Annotated in this window: 16 protein-coding genes; 11 read left to right on the top strand and 5 right to left on the bottom strand. The window is 39.7% G+C overall.

The genetic code is table 11. The features are described from left to right. Positions 1 to 78: 78 nt before the first annotated feature. Positions 79 to 1,305: a metallophosphoesterase gene (locus B2906_RS11050; RefSeq protein ID WP_286939677.1), complete on the bottom strand. Its 1,227-nt coding sequence runs from the start codon at positions 1,303 to 1,305 to the stop codon at positions 79 to 81. A gap of 228 nt (positions 1,306 to 1,533) precedes the next feature. After that, a complete protein-coding gene (locus B2906_RS11045) occupies positions 1,534 to 4,725 on the bottom strand; it encodes a T9SS type A sorting domain-containing protein (protein WP_286939676.1) in 3,192 nt (1,063 codons plus the stop codon). 294 nt (positions 4,726 to 5,019) lie between these two features. Between B2906_RS11045 and B2906_RS11040 the strand changes: the two genes are divergently transcribed. After that, entirely contained in the window at positions 5,020 to 6,330 is a 1,311-nt protein-coding gene (locus B2906_RS11040; RefSeq protein WP_219957949.1) for a pyridoxal phosphate-dependent aminotransferase, read from the top strand. Between the two features lie 78 nt (positions 6,331 to 6,408). On the opposite strand, the gene B2906_RS11035 is transcribed toward B2906_RS11040, so the two are convergent. Together B2906_RS11035 and B2906_RS11030 are read right to left on the bottom strand one after the other, a co-directional pair. Then, positions 6,409 to 6,759, bottom strand: a complete 351-nt coding sequence (locus B2906_RS11035) for a four helix bundle protein (RefSeq protein ID WP_219957950.1) — start codon at positions 6,757 to 6,759, stop codon at positions 6,409 to 6,411. Between the two features lie 47 nt (positions 6,760 to 6,806). Then, positions 6,807 to 7,742, bottom strand: a complete 936-nt coding sequence (locus B2906_RS11030) for a zinc dependent phospholipase C family protein (RefSeq protein ID WP_255590466.1) — start codon at positions 7,740 to 7,742, stop codon at positions 6,807 to 6,809. A gap of 213 nt (positions 7,743 to 7,955) precedes the next feature. On the opposite strand from B2906_RS11030, the gene rpsT reads away from it, so the two are divergent. The 10 genes from rpsT to B2906_RS10980 all read left to right on the top strand — a co-directional run bounded on the left by rpsT (position 7,956) and on the right by B2906_RS10980 (position 16,845). After that, positions 7,956 to 8,210, top strand: coding sequence for a 30S ribosomal protein S20 (rpsT, locus tag B2906_RS11025; protein WP_144604410.1), 255 nt, complete (start codon positions 7,956 to 7,958; stop codon positions 8,208 to 8,210). A gap of 97 nt (positions 8,211 to 8,307) precedes the next feature. Further along, complete coding sequence (radC, locus tag B2906_RS11020) at positions 8,308 to 9,003, top strand: RadC family protein (RefSeq protein WP_144604408.1); 696 nt, start codon at positions 8,308 to 8,310, stop codon at positions 9,001 to 9,003. A gap of 178 nt (positions 9,004 to 9,181) precedes the next feature. Then, positions 9,182 to 9,799: a DUF1684 domain-containing protein gene (locus B2906_RS11015; RefSeq protein WP_219957951.1), complete on the top strand. Its 618-nt coding sequence runs from the start codon at positions 9,182 to 9,184 to the stop codon at positions 9,797 to 9,799. An 87-nt stretch (positions 9,800 to 9,886) separates the two neighbouring features. Next, positions 9,887 to 10,078: a hypothetical protein gene (locus tag B2906_RS11010; protein ID WP_219957952.1), complete on the top strand. Its 192-nt coding sequence runs from the start codon at positions 9,887 to 9,889 to the stop codon at positions 10,076 to 10,078. Beyond that, on the top strand, positions 10,065 to 11,168 hold the full coding sequence (locus B2906_RS11005) for a hypothetical protein (RefSeq protein ID WP_219957953.1): 1,104 nt from the start codon (positions 10,065 to 10,067) through the stop codon (positions 11,166 to 11,168). The genes B2906_RS11010 and B2906_RS11005 overlap by 14 nt, the downstream gene beginning before the upstream one ends. Before the next feature lie 124 nt (positions 11,169 to 11,292). Further along, entirely contained in the window at positions 11,293 to 13,707 is a 2,415-nt protein-coding gene (gene pheT, locus B2906_RS11000) for a phenylalanine--tRNA ligase subunit beta (protein ID WP_286939672.1), read from the top strand. Between the two features lie 4 nt (positions 13,708 to 13,711). Continuing rightward, complete coding sequence (locus tag B2906_RS10995; RefSeq protein ID WP_091654868.1) at positions 13,712 to 13,996, top strand: hypothetical protein; 285 nt, start codon at positions 13,712 to 13,714, stop codon at positions 13,994 to 13,996. A 1-nt stretch (position 13,997) separates the two neighbouring features. Beyond that, entirely contained in the window at positions 13,998 to 14,282 is a 285-nt protein-coding gene (locus B2906_RS10990; protein WP_144604401.1) for a cell division protein ZapA, read from the top strand. 73 nt (positions 14,283 to 14,355) lie between these two features. Continuing rightward, entirely contained in the window at positions 14,356 to 15,921 is a 1,566-nt protein-coding gene (rny, locus tag B2906_RS10985) for a ribonuclease Y (RefSeq protein WP_219957955.1), read from the top strand. Positions 15,922 to 16,083: 162 nt separating this feature from the next. Next, positions 16,084 to 16,845, top strand: coding sequence for a zinc-dependent peptidase (locus B2906_RS10980; RefSeq protein WP_255590468.1), 762 nt, complete (start codon positions 16,084 to 16,086; stop codon positions 16,843 to 16,845). On the opposite strand, the gene B2906_RS10975 is transcribed toward B2906_RS10980, so the two are convergent. Continuing rightward, the gene (locus tag B2906_RS10975; protein WP_286939670.1) at positions 16,825 to 18,243 is read right to left on the bottom strand and encodes a tagaturonate reductase; all 1,419 of its coding nucleotides are present in this window, start codon (positions 18,241 to 18,243) and stop codon (positions 16,825 to 16,827) included. The two genes, B2906_RS10980 and B2906_RS10975, sit on opposite strands and share 21 nt — an antisense overlap. Positions 18,244 to 18,262 lie beyond the last annotated feature (19 nt).

The raw sequence follows: 18,262 nt of genomic DNA, 5'->3' as shown, positions 1-18,262 counted from the left end.
TAAACTCGTTTATTAAAAAATTTTCTATCGAAGATTATATATGAGCTAAAATTTGTTGATAGTTGTGTGCTCCATTCCCTATTTCCTCCTCAACTCCAGCACCGTAATCTCCGGCCAAATCCCTACCCGCCCAGGAAAGGCTAAAAATCCAAAGCCCCGATTGACGTGGAGGTATCTACCCAATTCTTCGTAGAGACCAGCCCATTTGGGATACCGGAGGGAAGCGGGACTCCATTTGATAAATCCAGGAATCTCTATTCCAAACTGCATCCCATGCGTATGCCCACTAAGTGTCAAATGAATAAACTGAGAGAAATTTTTCACTTGTTCATCAAAATGGGAGGGATCATGACTCATCAGGATTTTGAAGCTTTTTTCTTTAAGACTGCTCGCAGCTTTGGCTAGATCGCCATACTGCGCAAAGCCTTTCCCCCAGTTTTCCACCCCGATTAGATCGATACTCGCATTTCCTTTATTGATAGGAAGGCTTTCATTTCGTAGCAACCTGAAGCCCAATTCTTCGTGGACTTGGAAAAGCCGCTGCATATTCTGCAACTTGGCTTCACGACTCGGCCAAGACATGTAATCTCCATAATCATGATTGCCTAGGATAGAATATTTGCCCATTGGAGCCTTCAGTTTTTTAAAGGTCTCGATCCAAGGCTCCATTTCTGACGCCTGATTGTTGACTAAATCACCGGTAAACAAGATAACATCCGAATTCTGCTGATTAATTAGCTCTATGCCATATTCCAGTTTCTTTTTGTTGTCAAAACTACCTGAATGAATATCTGAAATCTGAGTCAGGGTGAACCCATCAAATTCCTCAGGAAGATCATCAAATTCCAAGGTATGCTTCATCACCCGATAACGGTACTTACCAATCAGCACTCCATGGAGAATCCCTAAAAAAGGAATAGCGGCAATTGCTAAGGCTGCTTGGCTGATAAATTTTCTTCGATCAGGTAAAAAATCTCCTTCCCTGTTTTCAGCCAAGGAATAATATCCGCCAGTAATAAATCGAAGTATATCTTCCCCAAAAAGAAAGGCGATAATAATCAGCTTTGGAATCAAAGACAGAAATAGAAGTGAAATCATTTTTCCATAAGCGGGGCTGAGCGCACCTCTTTCGAATGACAGAAAACTATAGATGACAAATAGGTAAATGAAAATGGAAAAAGCCCAATACCCAATTTTTACCCAAGTTTGAGAAGGGAAAAGCGTCTTAAAGGCTTGGAAAGAATACCAGTCAATTAGGCCAATAAATAGGATGAAAAGAGAGATTCGAATAAGGATTGAAAGCACGTAGCGAAAATATTTTTGATCATTCTAAATGAGTAACTTCATTCACTCTGAATTTACCTGAACGTACTGCAATATAGCAAGTTGGGTATTAACAAACTGAAGTCCTGAAAATAGCTGCGAATTTTCAAATTCCTTTTGTCGGAGGAATTCGGGATAAACTTTTTCAAGGTGAAAAAAACAAAGCCGGACATGTGCCCGGCTTTGTTGAAATTAAGGTTTAATCAGGTTTTAGTTTTTAATAATTCTATGAAGGGTGCCAAGATCTCCAACCCGGATAAAGTATAAACCATTTGCCAAGTCCTGCATAGCGAATTGAACATCTGTGCTGGTTGCTATCAATGATTTCACTAAGCGGAAATTGCTGTCATAGATATATACCTGTGCAGGTAGAATTTCCGGATGAATTCCATCTATCGTCAAGATATTGGAAGTCGGATTAGGATACATTCGAATCTGTTCATCTTTTCTGTCAAGTTCTGTTGCTACTTCCTGAACTTCTTCCTCCAGCTTTCTTGCTGCCTCATCCAAAGGTTGACATTCAGGGCTTGCATTTAGAGGTGCTAGATATTTTGGTCCTATGAAAGTAGATCCATCAGTAAACTGAACCTTATTTGCATAAAGCGTTCCTTCCAATACAGAGTTTTCTGCAAAATCCACTGAAGCAAAAGGAGCAAGGATATTTCCTTGGAAGAAGGTATTTTTAAATCTGACAGGTTCATTTCCTGAATAATGAATGCTCACCATACTTTGTGCTCCATCGCTTCCAGCGAGGTACTGCTGATCGGCATGAGGCAACCATTTTCTCACTTGAATCAAAATTGGTCCATTGCTCACATCGAAATTGATAGTGGTATTTTTGCCTGAAATTTTCCAGCTGTCAAAATTGTACACTCCGCTTTCCAGATTCAGTATAGTGCCTTCCAGCATATCAATGGATCGATAAGTGCCCGGTGCAAGGTCCAAGGAATTCCCTTTTTTCAATTGAATTTTCTCTTTGGAATTGTTGTCTGGTACTTCCAAAATCGGCTGGTCAAATGAAACTACACAGTCAGACTCTCTACTAATCGCACCCAATGGAAGAAGGGCCGACTTCTTTTGACTATCTACTTCTTTACCCAGTTGCATGTAATCAAAGACGACTCTTGACTCACCTCTTAAGATAAGCTCATTGGCCACATAGATATCGCCGACGATTGTTACAGGAGCTCCGCCTTGCAGGGATACATTTTCAAAAATCATGTCACCAGCAGATCCGACTGAACCTTGAGACTCTGAGAAGTTCTTGCTGAAGTATACCTGCTCGAATCCATAAATACTGAAGTCACTCAATTCATCTATGACTTCCGCGCCCAAGTCTACGGTGTTAATAATGTCTGGGCCCGTTATCTCCTGCGTACATTGGTTGAAATTATTTTCTACAAAAGTTCCTATTGGGCTTACCCCAGTCGCTTTTGCAAATACATCATATTCCACAGTTTCAAAGCATCCGGATTCAGAAATAGATGCGATTTCAGGAGTAATGATAACCAATACTTCAATGGTGAATGAATCGCCTACTCCAATTTGATTTCCATTGGCTAATAAGTTTTTATCGATTTCTCCATCAAATTCAGAATTAACGATCAATCCATTACTGCTAATGCAATTGACAAAGAAATTCGATGCATCTTGAAAGCTTTCAGAAAGGTCAAAAGTTGACTGTACTTCGCTGAGCAGAACATCACCTTCGTTGCTTAGCGTTATTTCATAAACCACCTGCCTTTGACCACCGCCGATATTCAGGATATCCTTTGTGATTACATCTTTGACTTCAATTACCGGATTTTCGGGATCAAGTAAGAAGCCAGGAAGGTCAAGAATTTGTGTTCCTTGAAGGTTGAAAGAATGGTCCAGTATCTTTTTCTTGTCTACTTCAACTTTTGGTGTTTCTTCGTCGATTAAGGTGAAATCAACAACTCCTGCAACCTTCACTTCTCCAAATCGAATCTGAGTGCTTTCAAATACCGTTTGACTGGATTGACTATTGAAATCGCCATTAATAAAAGAATTTCCAGTGACGGGTACCGGAGTACTGATATCTGGGAATTGAGCTTCGATATACTGTCCAGCTAATAGTTGTACTGAGTTGCCCGAAGAAGTATAAGAAATAGATCCATCTCCATTGTAAACTGTAAAGCTCATTGCCTGTCCCAAATTAACGACCAAGTTTACTTTAGGGTCAAACTCAAATGCCATTTCTTGATCTATTGTCAAGGTTGGCGAAACGTCCCCAGCATCAATGCTACCCAGGCCACTTCCCAAGCTTGCAGATGTCTTTATTCCTGCATAATCCAAAAAAGAAGTAATATCATAAGAAAGCCTTGAAATTGCTGATTTAGTACCTGCTACTTTTAATTTTCTCCCGCCATTTAAGGCCTCAAAATTCAATTCTGACGCCAATGAATTCTTAAATACTCCTTCTATTTCAGGTAGCGTGACGGGAGTTCCTTCAGGAAAATCCGGGAAGGAAATAGTCACCTGATTATCCCCTTGAAAAGTAGCTGCCTTTAAATCGCTTCCATTTCTTCTATTGTAGTCATTCAAAAATCTTTGTCCAATATTGAGGATAGGCTCAACACTAGACCATCTACAATTTAAGAGCCTTGACTCATTAGAATTTTGGCCAAAAGCATCTTCACAGAAATTGATCAATGGTGGCAAACTGGGTAAGCTTCCTTCCAACAATGTGAATGTTTTTCCTTCATTGAAAGAGACGATAGTCTCACATACACTACCGAGTGGGGTTGAAACTCCAATTGCTGCAGTGGCGCTCAGGCCAATTCGGGTTGAAAAAGAATAATCATCCAACAGGGGGCCCAATTCTTGATTGAAAAACGGAGGACTTACCTGAAGTTTATTCGGGTTTTGTGATTCCAATATTTCGTAGGAGGTTTTGATATGAATAGTCTCTCCACAGGCAAAAGTGTTTGCTTCGGGAAATTCTACCGAAACTAAAACCGGATAGTCTATGCCGATATCGGATGTCCCGACAGAATGAATTTGGTAAAAACCTCCTGCTTTGATCGTAGCCTCTGCACTAAAGGAGGGATTGATAGATGAACATGAGAAATCACCAGCTCCAGAAGCCAAATCTATAATAGCACTTGGTATACTAATTCCTGCTTGAGATAAAATCCTTTGGGCAGCGCTTGAACCTATACTTCTTGATTGGGGACCGGAAGAGAATTCATGCGTGAATGTAACCCTTGAACCACCTCCTACATTCGGATTAGGGTCTAGGTTTACATTATTAAACTCTTCCTGAAAGCGGAGATTTTGTTGCACCGAAGATGTGCTTCCTCTGGTTTGCCCAAAGGTAGTGAGGGGAAAGACTAGAAGGCAGATTAGCCCAATTAGCCTTGACAGGTAAAATTGTTTCATCGTTTCAAATGATATTTGGTTAGTGTTTGATTAAATGGTCAGGGCGATCATTTTTCAATAACTAATAATCCAAATACATTTTACTGCATATGAAATATTTATAAATATATGTGAAAATTATTTGATGCCAAAGAAAATTCTGTTTTTAAAACTCATCAATCATTCTCCGGTCTTTAAATTGTCAATTTTTGAAAGGAATTAAGGGTTTTAAAAAGAAAAACCAATTCTCTTTTCTGCTAAAAGCATTGAATATGATTTACTTTGTGGAGGAATTTTTCACTAGCCTATTGACCTATGAGACAGTTGCTGCTCCGCCCGGGAGCTGAGGAATTGAATTATGAAATCCGTGGAATCGTAAAGAAAGCACGGCAAATTGAATCCTTGGGATTTCCCATCACTTGGGAAAATATCGGTGATCCTATCCAAAAAAGTAATCAGGTGCCTACTTGGATGAAGGAAATCATTTCAGACTTACTCAAAGAAAATAAAACCTATGGATATGCTGATTCCAAAGGAATGCCTGAGACTAGAGCGTTTTTGGCAAACTTGACCAACCATCAGGGAGGTGTTAAATTGAGTGCTGATGATATCCTTTTTTTCAATGGACTTGGAGATGCAATTGCAAAACTATACCAATTTCTGATCCCTACAGCAAGGATAATCGGCCCATCTCCCGCCTACTCAACTCATAGCTCAGCGGAGGCAGCCCATGCCAATACAGCTCCTATCACTTATAAACTGGACCCGGATAATCAATGGCTTCCGGATATGGATGATTTGTACATGAAGGTCAAGTACAATCCCTCCATTGTTGGAATTTTGATTATCAATCCGGACAATCCTACCGGTATGGTCTATCCCAAAGAGGTATTGGAAGGTTTTGTGAAAATTGCTGAAGAGTTTAACCTTTTATTAATAGCTGATGAGATTTATCAAAACATCACCTACAATGGAGTTAAGGCAGTAGCTCTGGCAGAAGTAATCGGAGATAGACCGGCAATTTCTTTGAAAGGCATATCCAAGGAGTTTCCTTGGCCGGGAGCTCGCTGTGGTTGGATGGAATTTTACAATCGCGAAGCATCCAAGGAGTTCTCCAAACTTTGTCAAACATTGGAAAATGCCAAGATGATAGAGGTATGTTCCACCATCCTACCCCAACTGGCAATTCCTAAGATCATGAGTCATCCTGAATACAAAGCGTACAGGGAGAAAGCCAATGAAGCTATTGGTAAAAGAAGTGATTGGATGGCAGAGATTCTTGGCGATATACCTGGAATTAAATTCAACCCTACACAGGGAGCATTTTATAATACCATTGTTTTTGAAGAGGGAGTTCTTAAATCTGATCAGTCCTTAGAAATTGAGGACGCTAGGGTGAAAACCTTGGTGGAAGCATGGGTTGCAGATAAGCAAATGCCCTTAGATAAGCGCTTTGTTTACTACTTGCTTGGTTCCGAAAGAATCTGTGTGGTTCCTATTTCCTCATTTTGTTCTGATCTGCGGGGCTTCCGCGTAACGCTATTGGAAGAAAAAGAAGAAACCTTTAGAGATACTTTTGAGAGATTGGGGAAAGCGATTCGGCGTTATTTGAAGTCAAAAAGCTAAAATAAGTCTGAAGTCTGAAATCAAAAAGCTGAAAAAAAAGTCCCAGGTCTTAAGTGATGAACCTGAAATCAGGGTTCATCAAGAATTTCTTTTGGCATTGATCACCATAGATGTGAAAATGGCAGTGAGTTCATTTGACTCTTTGAGTAAAGGGAGAATTCTTTCTGAACCTAGTAGCTCGCTATCCATAATTAATTCAAGCCAAAATACAGTTTCGTCTGCCTCTTCTTGAACTACGGATAGTTTTGAGATAAACTCAGCTCTAGATCTGCCTCTTTGTGAGGATCGATAGTTGGCACCAACTGAGGTTCCAGACTTAATCGATTGTTTACCTAATTCGAAGCCTGCGGTATTTTTTGGCAATTCTGAAACAAGTTTGATTACTTCAAAGGCAAATGTTTTCGTTCTTTCTTTCAGATCTCTATCCATGATGTTTTTTTAAAAAGTTTCAGCTTTCATACTTTATCCTTCTGATTTCAATGCTCTCTAACCCTCAATTTCAGATCTGGATTGATTTCTTCCTCCTCCACATCTATAGATGGTAAGCTCTTCAGGTCTGGTTGCCCGGCATTGATCCAGGCGGTATACCAAAAATCAGCGATGGCTTTGATGCTTTTTTTCATCTGCCTCTGTACCATCCCGTCTAGTTTTTCAGCATAGGCTTCAGAAAATTCTTTAGAATAAACCCGTACGGTCAGATTATTCCGCTCCTCAAAACTGTACTTTCTATCCGAAGGGAACTCCCGGCTTAGCTCTTTTTCAAAAAGTAAGACTGAATCAACCTGGCTGTGTGTTTGGGCTACGATTTCCCAAATAGCATGTTGTGGTTTGGCTATATAATCAGCCTTTCCCACCCAAAGACTGTAATCAGTTGCCTGTAATTCAGGAATCCGACTCTCCCAAAAGCCATGAATGCCTTCTTGCCCGGTTAATTGCCCATTGTAATTTTTTGTCGTGTGAAGCGGTACATGCAGATCCCCTATATAATGTCCCAGATCGGCAGAGATTCTGAGAATGGCTGAATGATTCCTTTCAGAAAATGCCTTAGTCAGATTTAAAAAAGTAAAATAGGCTGCCCAAGGTCCTATGCCATTGGCGCGCAAACTATCTTCCCCAAATTTTTCAACTGCCTCATTCCAATAAATTGGCAAAATAAAAAGTGCAGAATCTCCGTAATGGTCCAAATCTATGTAGTGCTTTTCCGCCTCACCTTTTACAGCGTACCTTCTGCGGTCAGGATTGACTGCTTTCTCCGTGATGAACTGAATATGAGGCTTATACAAAACCATCATTTCCGGTGGTAAAGAATATACCGCCATTCTGTTGATTAAGCTGTGCGCATAAAAGCCCCAGTAAAATGGGCTAATTATGAAAAATGTCCCATAAAAAATGGAAAGGATAAAAATCTTCATACCTAAAATTAATCAGAATTTTCTAGGAGCAAAAGTTAAAAAATGCAGTATATTTGCACTTCGAAGCAGGTTTATTGTAGAATTTTCAATTCTGGAAAAACCATGCTAGCAAAGGATTGTTTGAATTTCCTTTGGCAGAATTAATTATTTACAATAACTTTGCACTCCAATTCGGTATAGGGGAACGTAAAAGAACTTTATTTAAATCAAGATATGGCAAATCACAAATCAGCTCTTAAGAGAATTCGTGCCAACGAAGCGAAGCGTTTGAGAAACAGATATCAGGCCAAGACCACCAGAACTTTCATCAAAAGACTGAAGGCTGCTACTGATAAGGTAGAAGCAATGGAGTTGTACCAGAAAGTCTCTTCTATGTTGGATAAATTGGCTAAGAAGAATGTGATTCACAAAAACAACGCAAACAACAAAAAATCAAGATTGGCTAAGTTCGTGAATGCTCTTGGTTAATACCTGATAAAAAATCTCTGAAAACCCTGCTTGTCGGGGTTTTTTTTATGCCTGAAAATCAATAAATTTAGTTTTCAAACTTTTTAATTGATCAGGTATGGAGAATTATACATCCCTCAAGATTTCTCAGTTGGCAGAAGAAGATAGGCCTAGAGAAAAACTTCTACTGAAAGGAAAATCCGCTTTAACTGATGCCGAGCTCATTGCTATTTTGATTGGTTCAGGTACGCCTTCGGTCAGTGCTGTCGACTTATCCAGGCATATTTTGGCTTCGGTCAACCATGACTTGGCGTCATTAGCTAGGCTGAGTATTCAGGATCTTAAAAAATTCAAAGGCATAGGAGAGGCCAAGGCTATCAGTATAGTCAGCGCCATGGAGCTAGGTAGAAGAAGAAAAGAAAACGAGCCACAGCGGAAAGTTAAAATTGGTAGTTCCCGCGATATCTATGAGCTTATGAAACCAGATTTATTGGATGAGCACGTAGAGCATTTTTATTTGGTTCTCCTTTCCCGCTCTAATCAAGTGATCAAAAAACATCTGATTTCCTCAGGAGGTACAGCGGGTACGGTCGTTGACGCAAAAATCATTTTCAAGGTGGCTTTGGAGCATCTCGCTCAATCGGTAATTTTGGTTCACAATCATCCCTCAGGTAGCCTTACTCCATCGGAGCAAGACAAAAGACTGACAGACCGATTGGTGAGAATAGGAAGAGATATGGATTTGCCTGTATTGGATCATTTGATTTTTACTGATTCAGGTTATTTCAGTTTTGCGGATGAAGGGATTCTTTAGGGTAAAGAATTAAGAGACGAGAGGCGAGAAGCGAGACACTCCAATTTGTAGTCAAGTAGAGATCTTACAGAGATTTGGTCAAATCCTGAAAAGGTTTCAGGATAGATTGTAATTTTGAGCAACACTTGAAGAGTCCTGCTGTTGGTAAAAGGGAGTGCGGGAAAATCGAAATAGATCCATGAAGACAAATCACATACTTCTCATCTTAGTATCCTTGGTAGTAATTGCTGCGGTAGCCTACATGCTAACCAGTGCAGAGAGCCCGGAGGTCTATCAGGAAAAAATTGAAGCGGAAAGAGAACGTCAGTACAAGTTTATCCGGTTTAATGTGGAATCCCCTTTGACAGAGGAGCAGAAGCGTGATTTTAAGGAATTGAATTTTTATCCGATTGACCCTAATTATAAGGTCAAAGCAAGGCTAATTCCTGTGGAAAACAGAAAAGTAAGGGAAGTTCCGATGACAGATGGTTCTGTGGAGCGTTATATAGAACATTCCTATGCAGAATTTGAGTTGGGAGGAAAAACCAATCGGCTTTTACTCCTGCAGTCTGTTAGTGAATCTGATATGCGTAATTTCTTCCTGGCTTTTGCAGACGAAACCAGCGGAAGAGAAACCTACGGTGGAGGGCGCTATATCAATGCCCGTCAAGATGGGAAGAACTCTATTACGATAGATTTTAATTTGGCATACAACCCATACTGTGCGTACAATCCCGATTATGCCTGCCCTTTGCCTCCCAAGGAAAATATTTTGAATATTTCCATCCAAGCAGGCGAGAAAAACTATAAGGATTAAATAAAAATTACAAATTTAATTTGGTTTTTCATTTTTTTTTTTTAAACAGAACTTTAAATATTTTATTCATTCAAATTAAAATTTTCTATGAAAAAGCTATTAAGTCTTACTTTTGGATTGCTATTTTTATTTAGCATTCAAGCTGTTCCTTGTACTGCTGAATTTGCTTGTGCAGACGGATCAACTATTAAATGTACTGGAAATTCTAGCTGTGAAGCTGGTGTTGATAGTGTAATTTGTACAAATCAAGACGGGACTCATTCTTATGCATCTTGTTAAAAAACTAAATGAGAAAGGATGGCCATCGATTTTTCAAGGTGGTCATCTTTTTTCTTTCATCCAAAACTGGCTTTTTTATTCTCTTCTTTTCCTGCTTTTCTCTTGTAATGATGTTTCAATAAAAGAGTTGCCGACGACCATTTTAGAGCCAAATTTGGTTTTTGATGAGTTTGAAGGTCCGATTTTTTTCACCAATGTTCAGTTTGAATCAGATAAAAATCATATTTATTTGATCAATGCTAGGCCATCCATGTTTATAGTTTTGAACAAGAAATTTGAAATTCAGTCTTTAGTTGAGAGGAGAGGGAATGGGCCAGATGATTTAGACTACCCTATTCAATTGCAAAAAAGCAAATATGGAGTATTGATTGAGGATCGGGGTAACTATAAAATAAGTATAGTAAGCCCAAAAGATGGTAGCCATATAGATGAAATTCCAATTCCTGAATCAGTGGGACACACTAGGTTTTTTTTCCAAGACGATACGTTTTATTTTCCAATGGTTGGATATAAATCAGACACATCATCTGTATTAAAATTTAATTTATTAGGAGAGCCAATTGGGAAAACAGGATTACTGATGCCTGAGGGGGAAAACGCAATCAATCGTCAGGCAAGGTTGATTCAGCCTCTTCAAGACAAATTAGTATTAATTGGGGTCAACCTTCCTTATATTGATATTTTATCTACTGGTGATAAGCATGAATTGGTAAAAAGGCACCGTTGGGATCAATTTGAGCCATTGAAAAGAGCATTGGATTCTTTAGAGAATGATTTTAATAAACCCGGATATGAAGTAAATGAAAGAGAGATAAAGTCAATTGTAATTGATGCCCAAATTGTTAAAGACAGGCTTTATGTGACTTTCACAGATCGAATTGGATTAGATCGATCAAAAGCGAGACATTTGCTGGAGTTTAAAATCGATAATTCTTCCCTTGAGTATGTTCGTGCAATCCGTTTTCAAACCGGGACACCGGATGATAATCTGCACCCTACTGCTTTTCATATCGATGAGTCCGCCAAAAAGATTTACACCCAAGGGTTGATAACAAAACAGATTTATGTTTTCGATTTGCCCTTAGATTAAATACTCTAAGGATGGTGTGGGAATTTATAGCAAAGATTTTTTAATTTTGAATTTTAAAAATGAGGGGTCATTGAACCCCTTTTGTTTATCTGGTAAATTTGGTTTTACCGAAGCCCATAAATCCATGAGAATTTCAATCAATCGATTAAAAAAATACATTGCTTTAACCCAATCACCGGAGGAAATTGCAGCACTTTTAACCCAGTCCGGATTGGAAGTAGAAGGGATCGAAGAGTTTGTATCCATCCCCGGTGGCCTCGAAGGGATCGTAATAGGAGAGGTACTGACTTGTATCAAGCATCCAGATGCTGATAAACTGAGTCTGACCACGGTGGATATCGGAGCGGACGAACCCTCGCAGATCGTTTGTGGAGCTCCCAATGTAGCAGCTGGACAGAAAGTGTTGGTTGCCACTGTAGGCGCCACACTTTACCCAACTGAAGGTGATGCATTCACCATCAAAAAGGCCAAAATCAGAGGTCAGGCTTCAGAAGGAATGATTTGCGCTGAAGATGAAATGGGAATAGGAACAAGCCATGCAGGGATTATGGTCTTAGATACGGACTTGCCTAATGGCACACCTGCATCTCAAATCATCCCTGTCACCCATGACCATATCCTTGAAATAGGGCTTACACCCAATAGAGCCGATGCGGCCTCTCACCTGGGAGTTGCCAGAGATCTGAAAGCGCTCTTAGGCAAAGAATTATGCATTGACTCCAGCCCTGAAATCAAAAAGGAGGCTGAAGGACCAAAAATTTCTGTCAACGTAGAAAATTCAACAGATTGTCCGCGCTATGCCGGTGTTACCATCACAGATTTGAAAGTAGGTCCTTCTCCTCAATGGCTACAGGATTTCTTGCGTTCTTTGGATTTGGAACCCATTAATAATGTGGTCGATATCACCAATTACATCCTTCATGATTTGGGACAGCCCCTTCATGCCTTTGATGCAGCTCAGATTTCTGAGGGGAAAGTGATTGTCAAAAAGCTTCCTAAGGATAGCAAATTTGTGACTTTGGATGAAAAAGAGCGTAAACTTTCCGGAGAGGAATTGATGATTTGTGATTCAAAAGGAGGCATGTGTATTGCTGGGATTTTTGGAGGAATTGGTTCAGGCGTAACAGAAAATACGACTTCCATTTTCTTGGAATCCGCATATTTTTCACCGGATGTGATCCGAAAAGGAGCGCAATATCATGGTTTAAAAACGGACGCTTCATTCCGATTTGAAAGAGGAACTGATCCCAATATGCCGGTTTATGCATTGAAGCAAGCGGTAAAGTTATTGCAGGAAATCGCGGGAGGAAAAGTGGCTTCTGATATCATAGATATCTATCCACAGCCAGTTGCAGATTTTGAAATAGACGTAGAATATGGTCATATCAATCGTCTGATTGGTAAAAAAATAGCTCCAACTGAGGTGAAGTCTATTTTGGAGTCTTTGGAAATCCAAGTAGAAAATGAAACTGAGCAGGGATTCAAGGCCATTGTGAAGCCGTATCGCGTGGATGTTACCCGTGAGGCAGATATCATTGAGGAGATTTTGCGAATCTATGGTTTCCAGCAAGTAGCGCTTTCAGAAAATTTACGAACAGATTATTTGGCTGAGCATCCTGCTAAAGACCTAAATAAGCTGCAATACCGATTATCTGAAATTCTTTCGGGTCAGGGATATTTTGAGATTATTACTAATAGTTTGACCAAGCCTTCTTATGCCGAGAAGTCTGGATTCTTGGATGCTTCCCAAAATGTGGAAATCTATAATAAGCTGAGTGAGGACTTAGGTGTCATGCGCCAAACCCTGCTTTTTAGTGGTTTGGAAGTATTATCCCATAACATTAATAGGAGGCAAACAGATATCAAGATTTTTGAATTTGGCACTGTTTATCAAAAAGGTGAAACTGGCTACGAGGAAGGCAAGCGATTGGCAATTTTCCATACCGGAAACAAATCTGCTGAAAGTTGGCTGGAAGAGGCCAAGCCTTTTGGTTTTGCGGATGTTTACAGCACCGTTGAGCGAATTTTGGAGAAACTAGGAATCCAGGTCGGTGATGTTTCCATGATCGAGTCTCAGCCCTTCACTTATGGGCTTCGCCTGATGTTGGGTCAAAAGGAGTTGGGTATAATCGGCCTGGTAGATGAAAAAATGCTCAAATTAGCCGAGGTAAGACAGGAGGTCTGGTTTGCCGAATTGAATTGGGACTTGATCTGTAAGAAAGCAAGTGGTCTGAAGCGATATCAGGAAATCTCCAAATTTCCAGAAGTAAGGAGAGATTTATCTTTGGTGATCGATAAAACCGTGAATTATGATCAGGTAAAATCTGTAGCTTTAAAGGCGGGAGGAAAATTATTGCAGCGAATTGGCGTTTTTGATGTCTACCAGGGTGATAAGATTGAGTCTGGTAAAAAGGCTTATGCATTGAGTTTTTACCTGCAGGATCAGGAAAATACACTAACGGATAAGGTTATTGATAAAACAATGAGTAAATTGATTCAAGCCTTTCAAAATGAGGTGGGAGCTGTAATACGAAGCTGACAAAATGATTCACGAGGAACTGCAAAAACTGGAAAAACTGGCCCATCAAGCGGGGCAGCGATTGCAACTGCTTTCGGAAGAAAATGCACAGTTGAAACAAAAATTAGCGGAAGTATCCGCTACTTTGGAAGAAAAAGAGCAGGAAATCGATCATTTTAAAAATAAAATTAAAATTAGTAACATTGTGGACAACCGACCGGTGAATCCCGAGGATTCGGCCGAAATGAGTGACTTAATCAATAATTATATACAAGAGATCGATCAGTTGATCACCTACTTATCCGAGTGATATGGAGACACTTGCCATACGTATTAAAATCGGGGATAGAGAATATCCCATGAGAGTGAAGGTTGAGGATGAAGCAAAAATCCGACATGCCGGCAAGTTGATTAATGAAAAATTGAGAAAATATAAAGCAGAATTTGGTTTGGATGATAATCAAGACCTCTTGGCCATGGTGGCCTTTGACTGTATGGTGGAATCTTTAGAAACCAACGAGGTCAATGCAGAGGACAGTGAACATATCCGTAGCAGTATAGCAAACATCAATTCCCTGCTTTCTAAAGTTGTATAGTTGTTGAATTTCCACTGATTTTCCGAGTTTTTTAGGATTACCCGCAGGTTCAATTTATATATCCAAAATACCTATGGGAGAAGTTTTATATATCATCCTGGCCGGCCTGGTAGGTCTGGGAGCAGGAGCCGCGCTAGCGGGAGTATTTATCAAAAATAAACACAAACAATTAGAGGAGGAGACTAAAGACAAAGTCAAATCCATGTTGCGTGAAGCAGAAATTTCTGCTGAATCTCTGAAAAAAGATAAAATGCTTGAAGCCAAAGAGCATTATCTCAAATTGAAGTCAGAGTTTGATGAGGAGATGTCCAATAAAAAGAGCATCATCATCACCAACGAAAACAAGGTCAAGCAAAGAGAACAGCATTTGGCTAAGGAACTGGAGCAATTGAAGCGAAAAGAAGCGGAATTGGACTCCAAAAAGGAAAACCTCAGCGCACAGCTTCATGCAGTGCAGGTTAAAAAGGAAGAACTTGACAAAATTACCAATCAGCGAATTGCTGACTTGGAGAAAATTGCAGGCTTGACCAGAGAAGAAGCTAGGGAGCAATTAGTGAAAATGCTCACAGAAGAAGCTCAGACCAAAGCTTCCTCTCAAATCAAAGATATTTTGGATGAGGCCAAATTATCTGCAACCAAGCAGGCTAAGAAAATTGTATTGGATACTATTCAGCGTACTGCTACAGAGCATGCGGTAGAAAACTGCGTGTCTGTATTCAATATCGAAAGCGATGATATTAAAGGTAAAATCATCGGTAGAGAAGGACGAAATATCCGAGCTTTGGAATCTGCCACAGGTGTTGAAATAGTAGTAGATGATACTCCAGAGGCCATCATTATTTCCGGGTTTGATCCGGTTAGAAGAGAGATAGCTAGACTTTCCTTACACAGATTGGTACAGGATGGACGTATTCACCCTGCCCGAATCGAAGAAGTGGTGGCCAAAACCGAGAAAAACATCGATGAGGAAATTGTCGAGATCGGGGAAAGAACCTGTATAGATCTGGGAATTCATGGCTTGCATCCAGAATTGATTAAGATGCTGGGAAGGATGAGATTCCGTTCTTCTTATGGTCAGAATTTGTTGCAACACTCCAGAGAAGTAGCAAACTTATCTGCAATTATGGCCGCTGAGTTGGGATTGAATGCCAAACTTGCCAAGAGAGCTGGTTTGCTCCATGATATTGGAAAAGTGTGGCCGGAAGAGCAGGAGTTACCTCATGCTATTCTGGGAATGGAATTGGCCAAGCGCTATAAAGAGCATCCTGAAGTATGTAATGCAATCGGAGCTCACCACGATGAAATTGAAATGACTTCGATGATTTCGCCTATCATTCAGGCTTGCGATGCGATCTCAGGATCCAGACCGGGAGCAAGAAGAGAAATCATGGATAGTTACATTAAGAGACTGAAGGAATTGGAAGAATTAGCTTTGAGTTTCAATGGTGTAAATAAATGCTTTGCTATGCAGGCAGGTAGGGAGCTTCGGGTTTTGGTCGATGCAGACAATGTAGATGATCAAACAGCAGGTCAGCTATCTTTCGATATTTCACAAAAAATAGAGAAAGAGATGCAGTATCCTGGGCAAATTAAGATTACTGTGATCAGGGAAATGAGAGCAGTGAATTACGCTAGATAAATCAAAAATTTATAGAAAGCTGTCTCAGAATTATTCTATTGTCAGCCTGAGTGCCTGCCTAACGGAAGGCAGGGAGTCGAAGGCCAGTCCTAATTATTTGGACTACATTTCGACTTCGCTCAATGTGACAACCCGAAATAATGAGACAGCTTCTTTTTTATCATGTTAGGTCCACGCTTTTTTATTTTTATTTCGGAAGTTCTGAGGCAGGTTTGGATCCTTGCTTTTCATTATCGTCTGAGCCAAGAGGATAAGGAAACCCTAGAAAAATATTTTCCCTACTATTCCAATTTAAAACCAGCTCATCAAAAAGAGTTTAGGCATAAATTACAACTGATTTTAACCCAGAAAAGATTTTTCGCAAGAGGAGGCTTGGATAGAGTGAGCGCTGAGATGAAAGTTCTTATCGGAGCCACAATTGTACAAGTGACTTTTGGCTACCGAAATGTGTGGCTTAAGCATTTTAATAAGATTCTGATTTATCCCAATACCTATTTTTCCAATATTTCCAAAACTTATCACAGAGGTGAGGTCAATCCCAGACATGGGATCATAGTTCTCTCCTGGGAATGTTTTGTTAGAGGGCTTGCATTGGACCATGATGGAGTGAATCTGGGAATCCATGAAATCGCTCATGCTTTGAAACTGGAAAATCAAATCCAATACAATGGTGAGAGTAATTTTTTTAATCCCAAACTTTGGCAGAAATACTCTGAGCTGGCAGCTCAAGAAAAAGAATTATTGAAACAAGGTGAGGATGATTTTTTTAGAGAAAGGGGAGCAGTTGATCTCCATGAGTTTTTTGCAGTTGCCTTGGAAAATTTCTTTGAAAGGCCTGATGAATTTAAGTCCAGAAAGCCTGAATTGTATCAGGTTTTGGTGATGTTACTGCAGCAAGATCCTCTAACCCTCAGAGCTGTTTAACTCTGATTCTAGCTTCTTAAGGGCTTTTAATAGGGTTTTTGCCAAACCAGGAAGTATATATAAATCCTGTCCCCACAGATTTTGGTTTTGAAGGATTCCCTTAATCGATACTGATCTATTTTCCAAATTCCAAGACCTTAAGAAGAACTCCAGAATTTCCGGATTATCCTTAAGAGGAAGGGCTTTTCCCTGGTTTTTCCCTTTGTAAATAAGGATTAATGCAGCAAAAGCAAAAAGCAGCTGCTCGGGCCATTTTTGGAATTTATTATGGTATTCTAAAATACTGGTAAGAACCCTTATACGAAATTTTGAAATGCTGTTTAATGCTATGCTTTCGAGCTGATGATCTAAAAATGGATTCTCAAATCGCTCTAAAATTGCTTTAGCATATGTTTTTAACTCAGATTCTTCCAAGTCCATACTAGGGACAATTTCCTGGAAAATCAGTTCTCTGATCCACTGACCTATTCTCTCATCGTTTATCGATTCTCTGACGGTTCTACAGCCCAATAAATAAGCAAAAGGAACCATAGCGGTATGAGCTCCATTGAGTATTCTGACTTTTCTTAATCGATAAGGGGAGATGTCTTTGACGAATTTCACATTCAAGCCAGCTTTCTCCCAGCCGAGTTGGTTTTTTATTTTTTCTCCTCGCTCGATGGCTAGAAAATAATAGGGCTCTGCCTGTACGAGCAACTGATCCTCAAAGCCAATTTCCTGCTGAATCTCAATAGCTTTATTCTTAGGATATCCAGGTACTATTCTATCTACCAAAGTATTACAGAAAATACAATTAGAGTCCAGCCATTGGATAAAAGCGTCCGACAATCCCCACAGTTTAGCATATTTAAGGACACAGGATTTTAATAAATCCCCATTATTTTCAAGTAATTCCAGCGGGATAATTCCAAGAGGCTTATCTGTTTTTTCAAATACCTGAAATCTTCTATATAATAAGGCGGTGAGTTTGCCCGGAAATGTTTTTGGAATGGATGTAAAATCAGAATCATTGGGATCAAACTCGATTCCTGCTTCTGTGGTGTTTGAAAAAATGAATTCTAAATCTGGATTTTCAGCTAGCTGCAAAAAGGCATCATAAGATTCAAAAATGGAAGAGTAGTTTTGTACACAGGAAATGAGGCTGTATTGCTGTGTTTTTTCCTGCTCATAAATCCCCATTTCTGCAACATGAAATAAGCAGTTCTGCTCTAGCATTCTTTGGTCAACCGCAGAGGAATGGATTTGAACAGAATGAATACCGCCCTTGAAATATCCCTGATCTATAGTTTTTTGAACCATCCAATCCAGGAATCCCCGTATGAAATTTCCATTTCCAAATTGGAGAATTTTAATAGGGAGTGATTGAGTTGTTATTTGGCTTCGATTAAGTGACTTCATGACTCCATACTAGGTCTAA

Source organism: Algoriphagus sp. UBA3586, assembly GCF_002376385.1.
GTDB lineage: Bacteria > Bacteroidota > Bacteroidia > Cytophagales > Cyclobacteriaceae > Algoriphagus > Algoriphagus ornithinivorans.
The sequence above is the reverse complement of the archived record's forward strand: the minus strand, read 5'-3'. Positions and strand labels throughout refer to the sequence as shown.

Bases quoted from the DNA above. Each gene is read 5' to 3' on its own strand.
- B2906_RS11045 (WP_286939676.1), bottom strand. From the start codon at position 4,725: ATGAAACAATTTTACCTGTCAAGGCTAATTGGGCTAATCTGCCTTCTA.
- B2906_RS11040 (WP_219957949.1), top strand. From the start codon at position 5,020: ATGAGACAGTTGCTGCTCCGCCCGGGAGCTGAGGAATTGAATTATGAA.
- B2906_RS11035 (WP_219957950.1), bottom strand. From the start codon at position 6,759: ATGGATAGAGATCTGAAAGAAAGAACGAAAACATTTGCCTTTGAAGTA.
- B2906_RS11030 (WP_255590466.1), bottom strand. From the start codon at position 7,742: ATGAAGATTTTTATCCTTTCCATTTTTTATGGGACATTTTTCATAATT.
- rpsT (WP_144604410.1), top strand. From the start codon at position 7,956: ATGGCAAATCACAAATCAGCTCTTAAGAGAATTCGTGCCAACGAAGCG.
- radC (WP_144604408.1), top strand. From the start codon at position 8,308: ATGGAGAATTATACATCCCTCAAGATTTCTCAGTTGGCAGAAGAAGAT.
- B2906_RS11015 (WP_219957951.1), top strand. From the start codon at position 9,182: ATGAAGACAAATCACATACTTCTCATCTTAGTATCCTTGGTAGTAATT.
- B2906_RS11010 (WP_219957952.1), top strand. From the start codon at position 9,887: ATGAAAAAGCTATTAAGTCTTACTTTTGGATTGCTATTTTTATTTAGC.
- B2906_RS11005 (WP_219957953.1), top strand. From the start codon at position 10,065: ATGCATCTTGTTAAAAAACTAAATGAGAAAGGATGGCCATCGATTTTT.
- pheT (WP_286939672.1), top strand. From the start codon at position 11,293: ATGAGAATTTCAATCAATCGATTAAAAAAATACATTGCTTTAACCCAA.
- B2906_RS10995 (WP_091654868.1), top strand. From the start codon at position 13,712: ATGATTCACGAGGAACTGCAAAAACTGGAAAAACTGGCCCATCAAGCG.
- B2906_RS10990 (WP_144604401.1), top strand. From the start codon at position 13,998: ATGGAGACACTTGCCATACGTATTAAAATCGGGGATAGAGAATATCCC.
- rny (WP_219957955.1), top strand. From the start codon at position 14,356: ATGGGAGAAGTTTTATATATCATCCTGGCCGGCCTGGTAGGTCTGGGA.
- B2906_RS10980 (WP_255590468.1), top strand. From the start codon at position 16,084: ATGTTAGGTCCACGCTTTTTTATTTTTATTTCGGAAGTTCTGAGGCAG.
- B2906_RS10975 (WP_286939670.1), bottom strand. From the start codon at position 18,243: ATGAAGTCACTTAATCGAAGCCAAATAACAACTCAATCACTCCCTATT.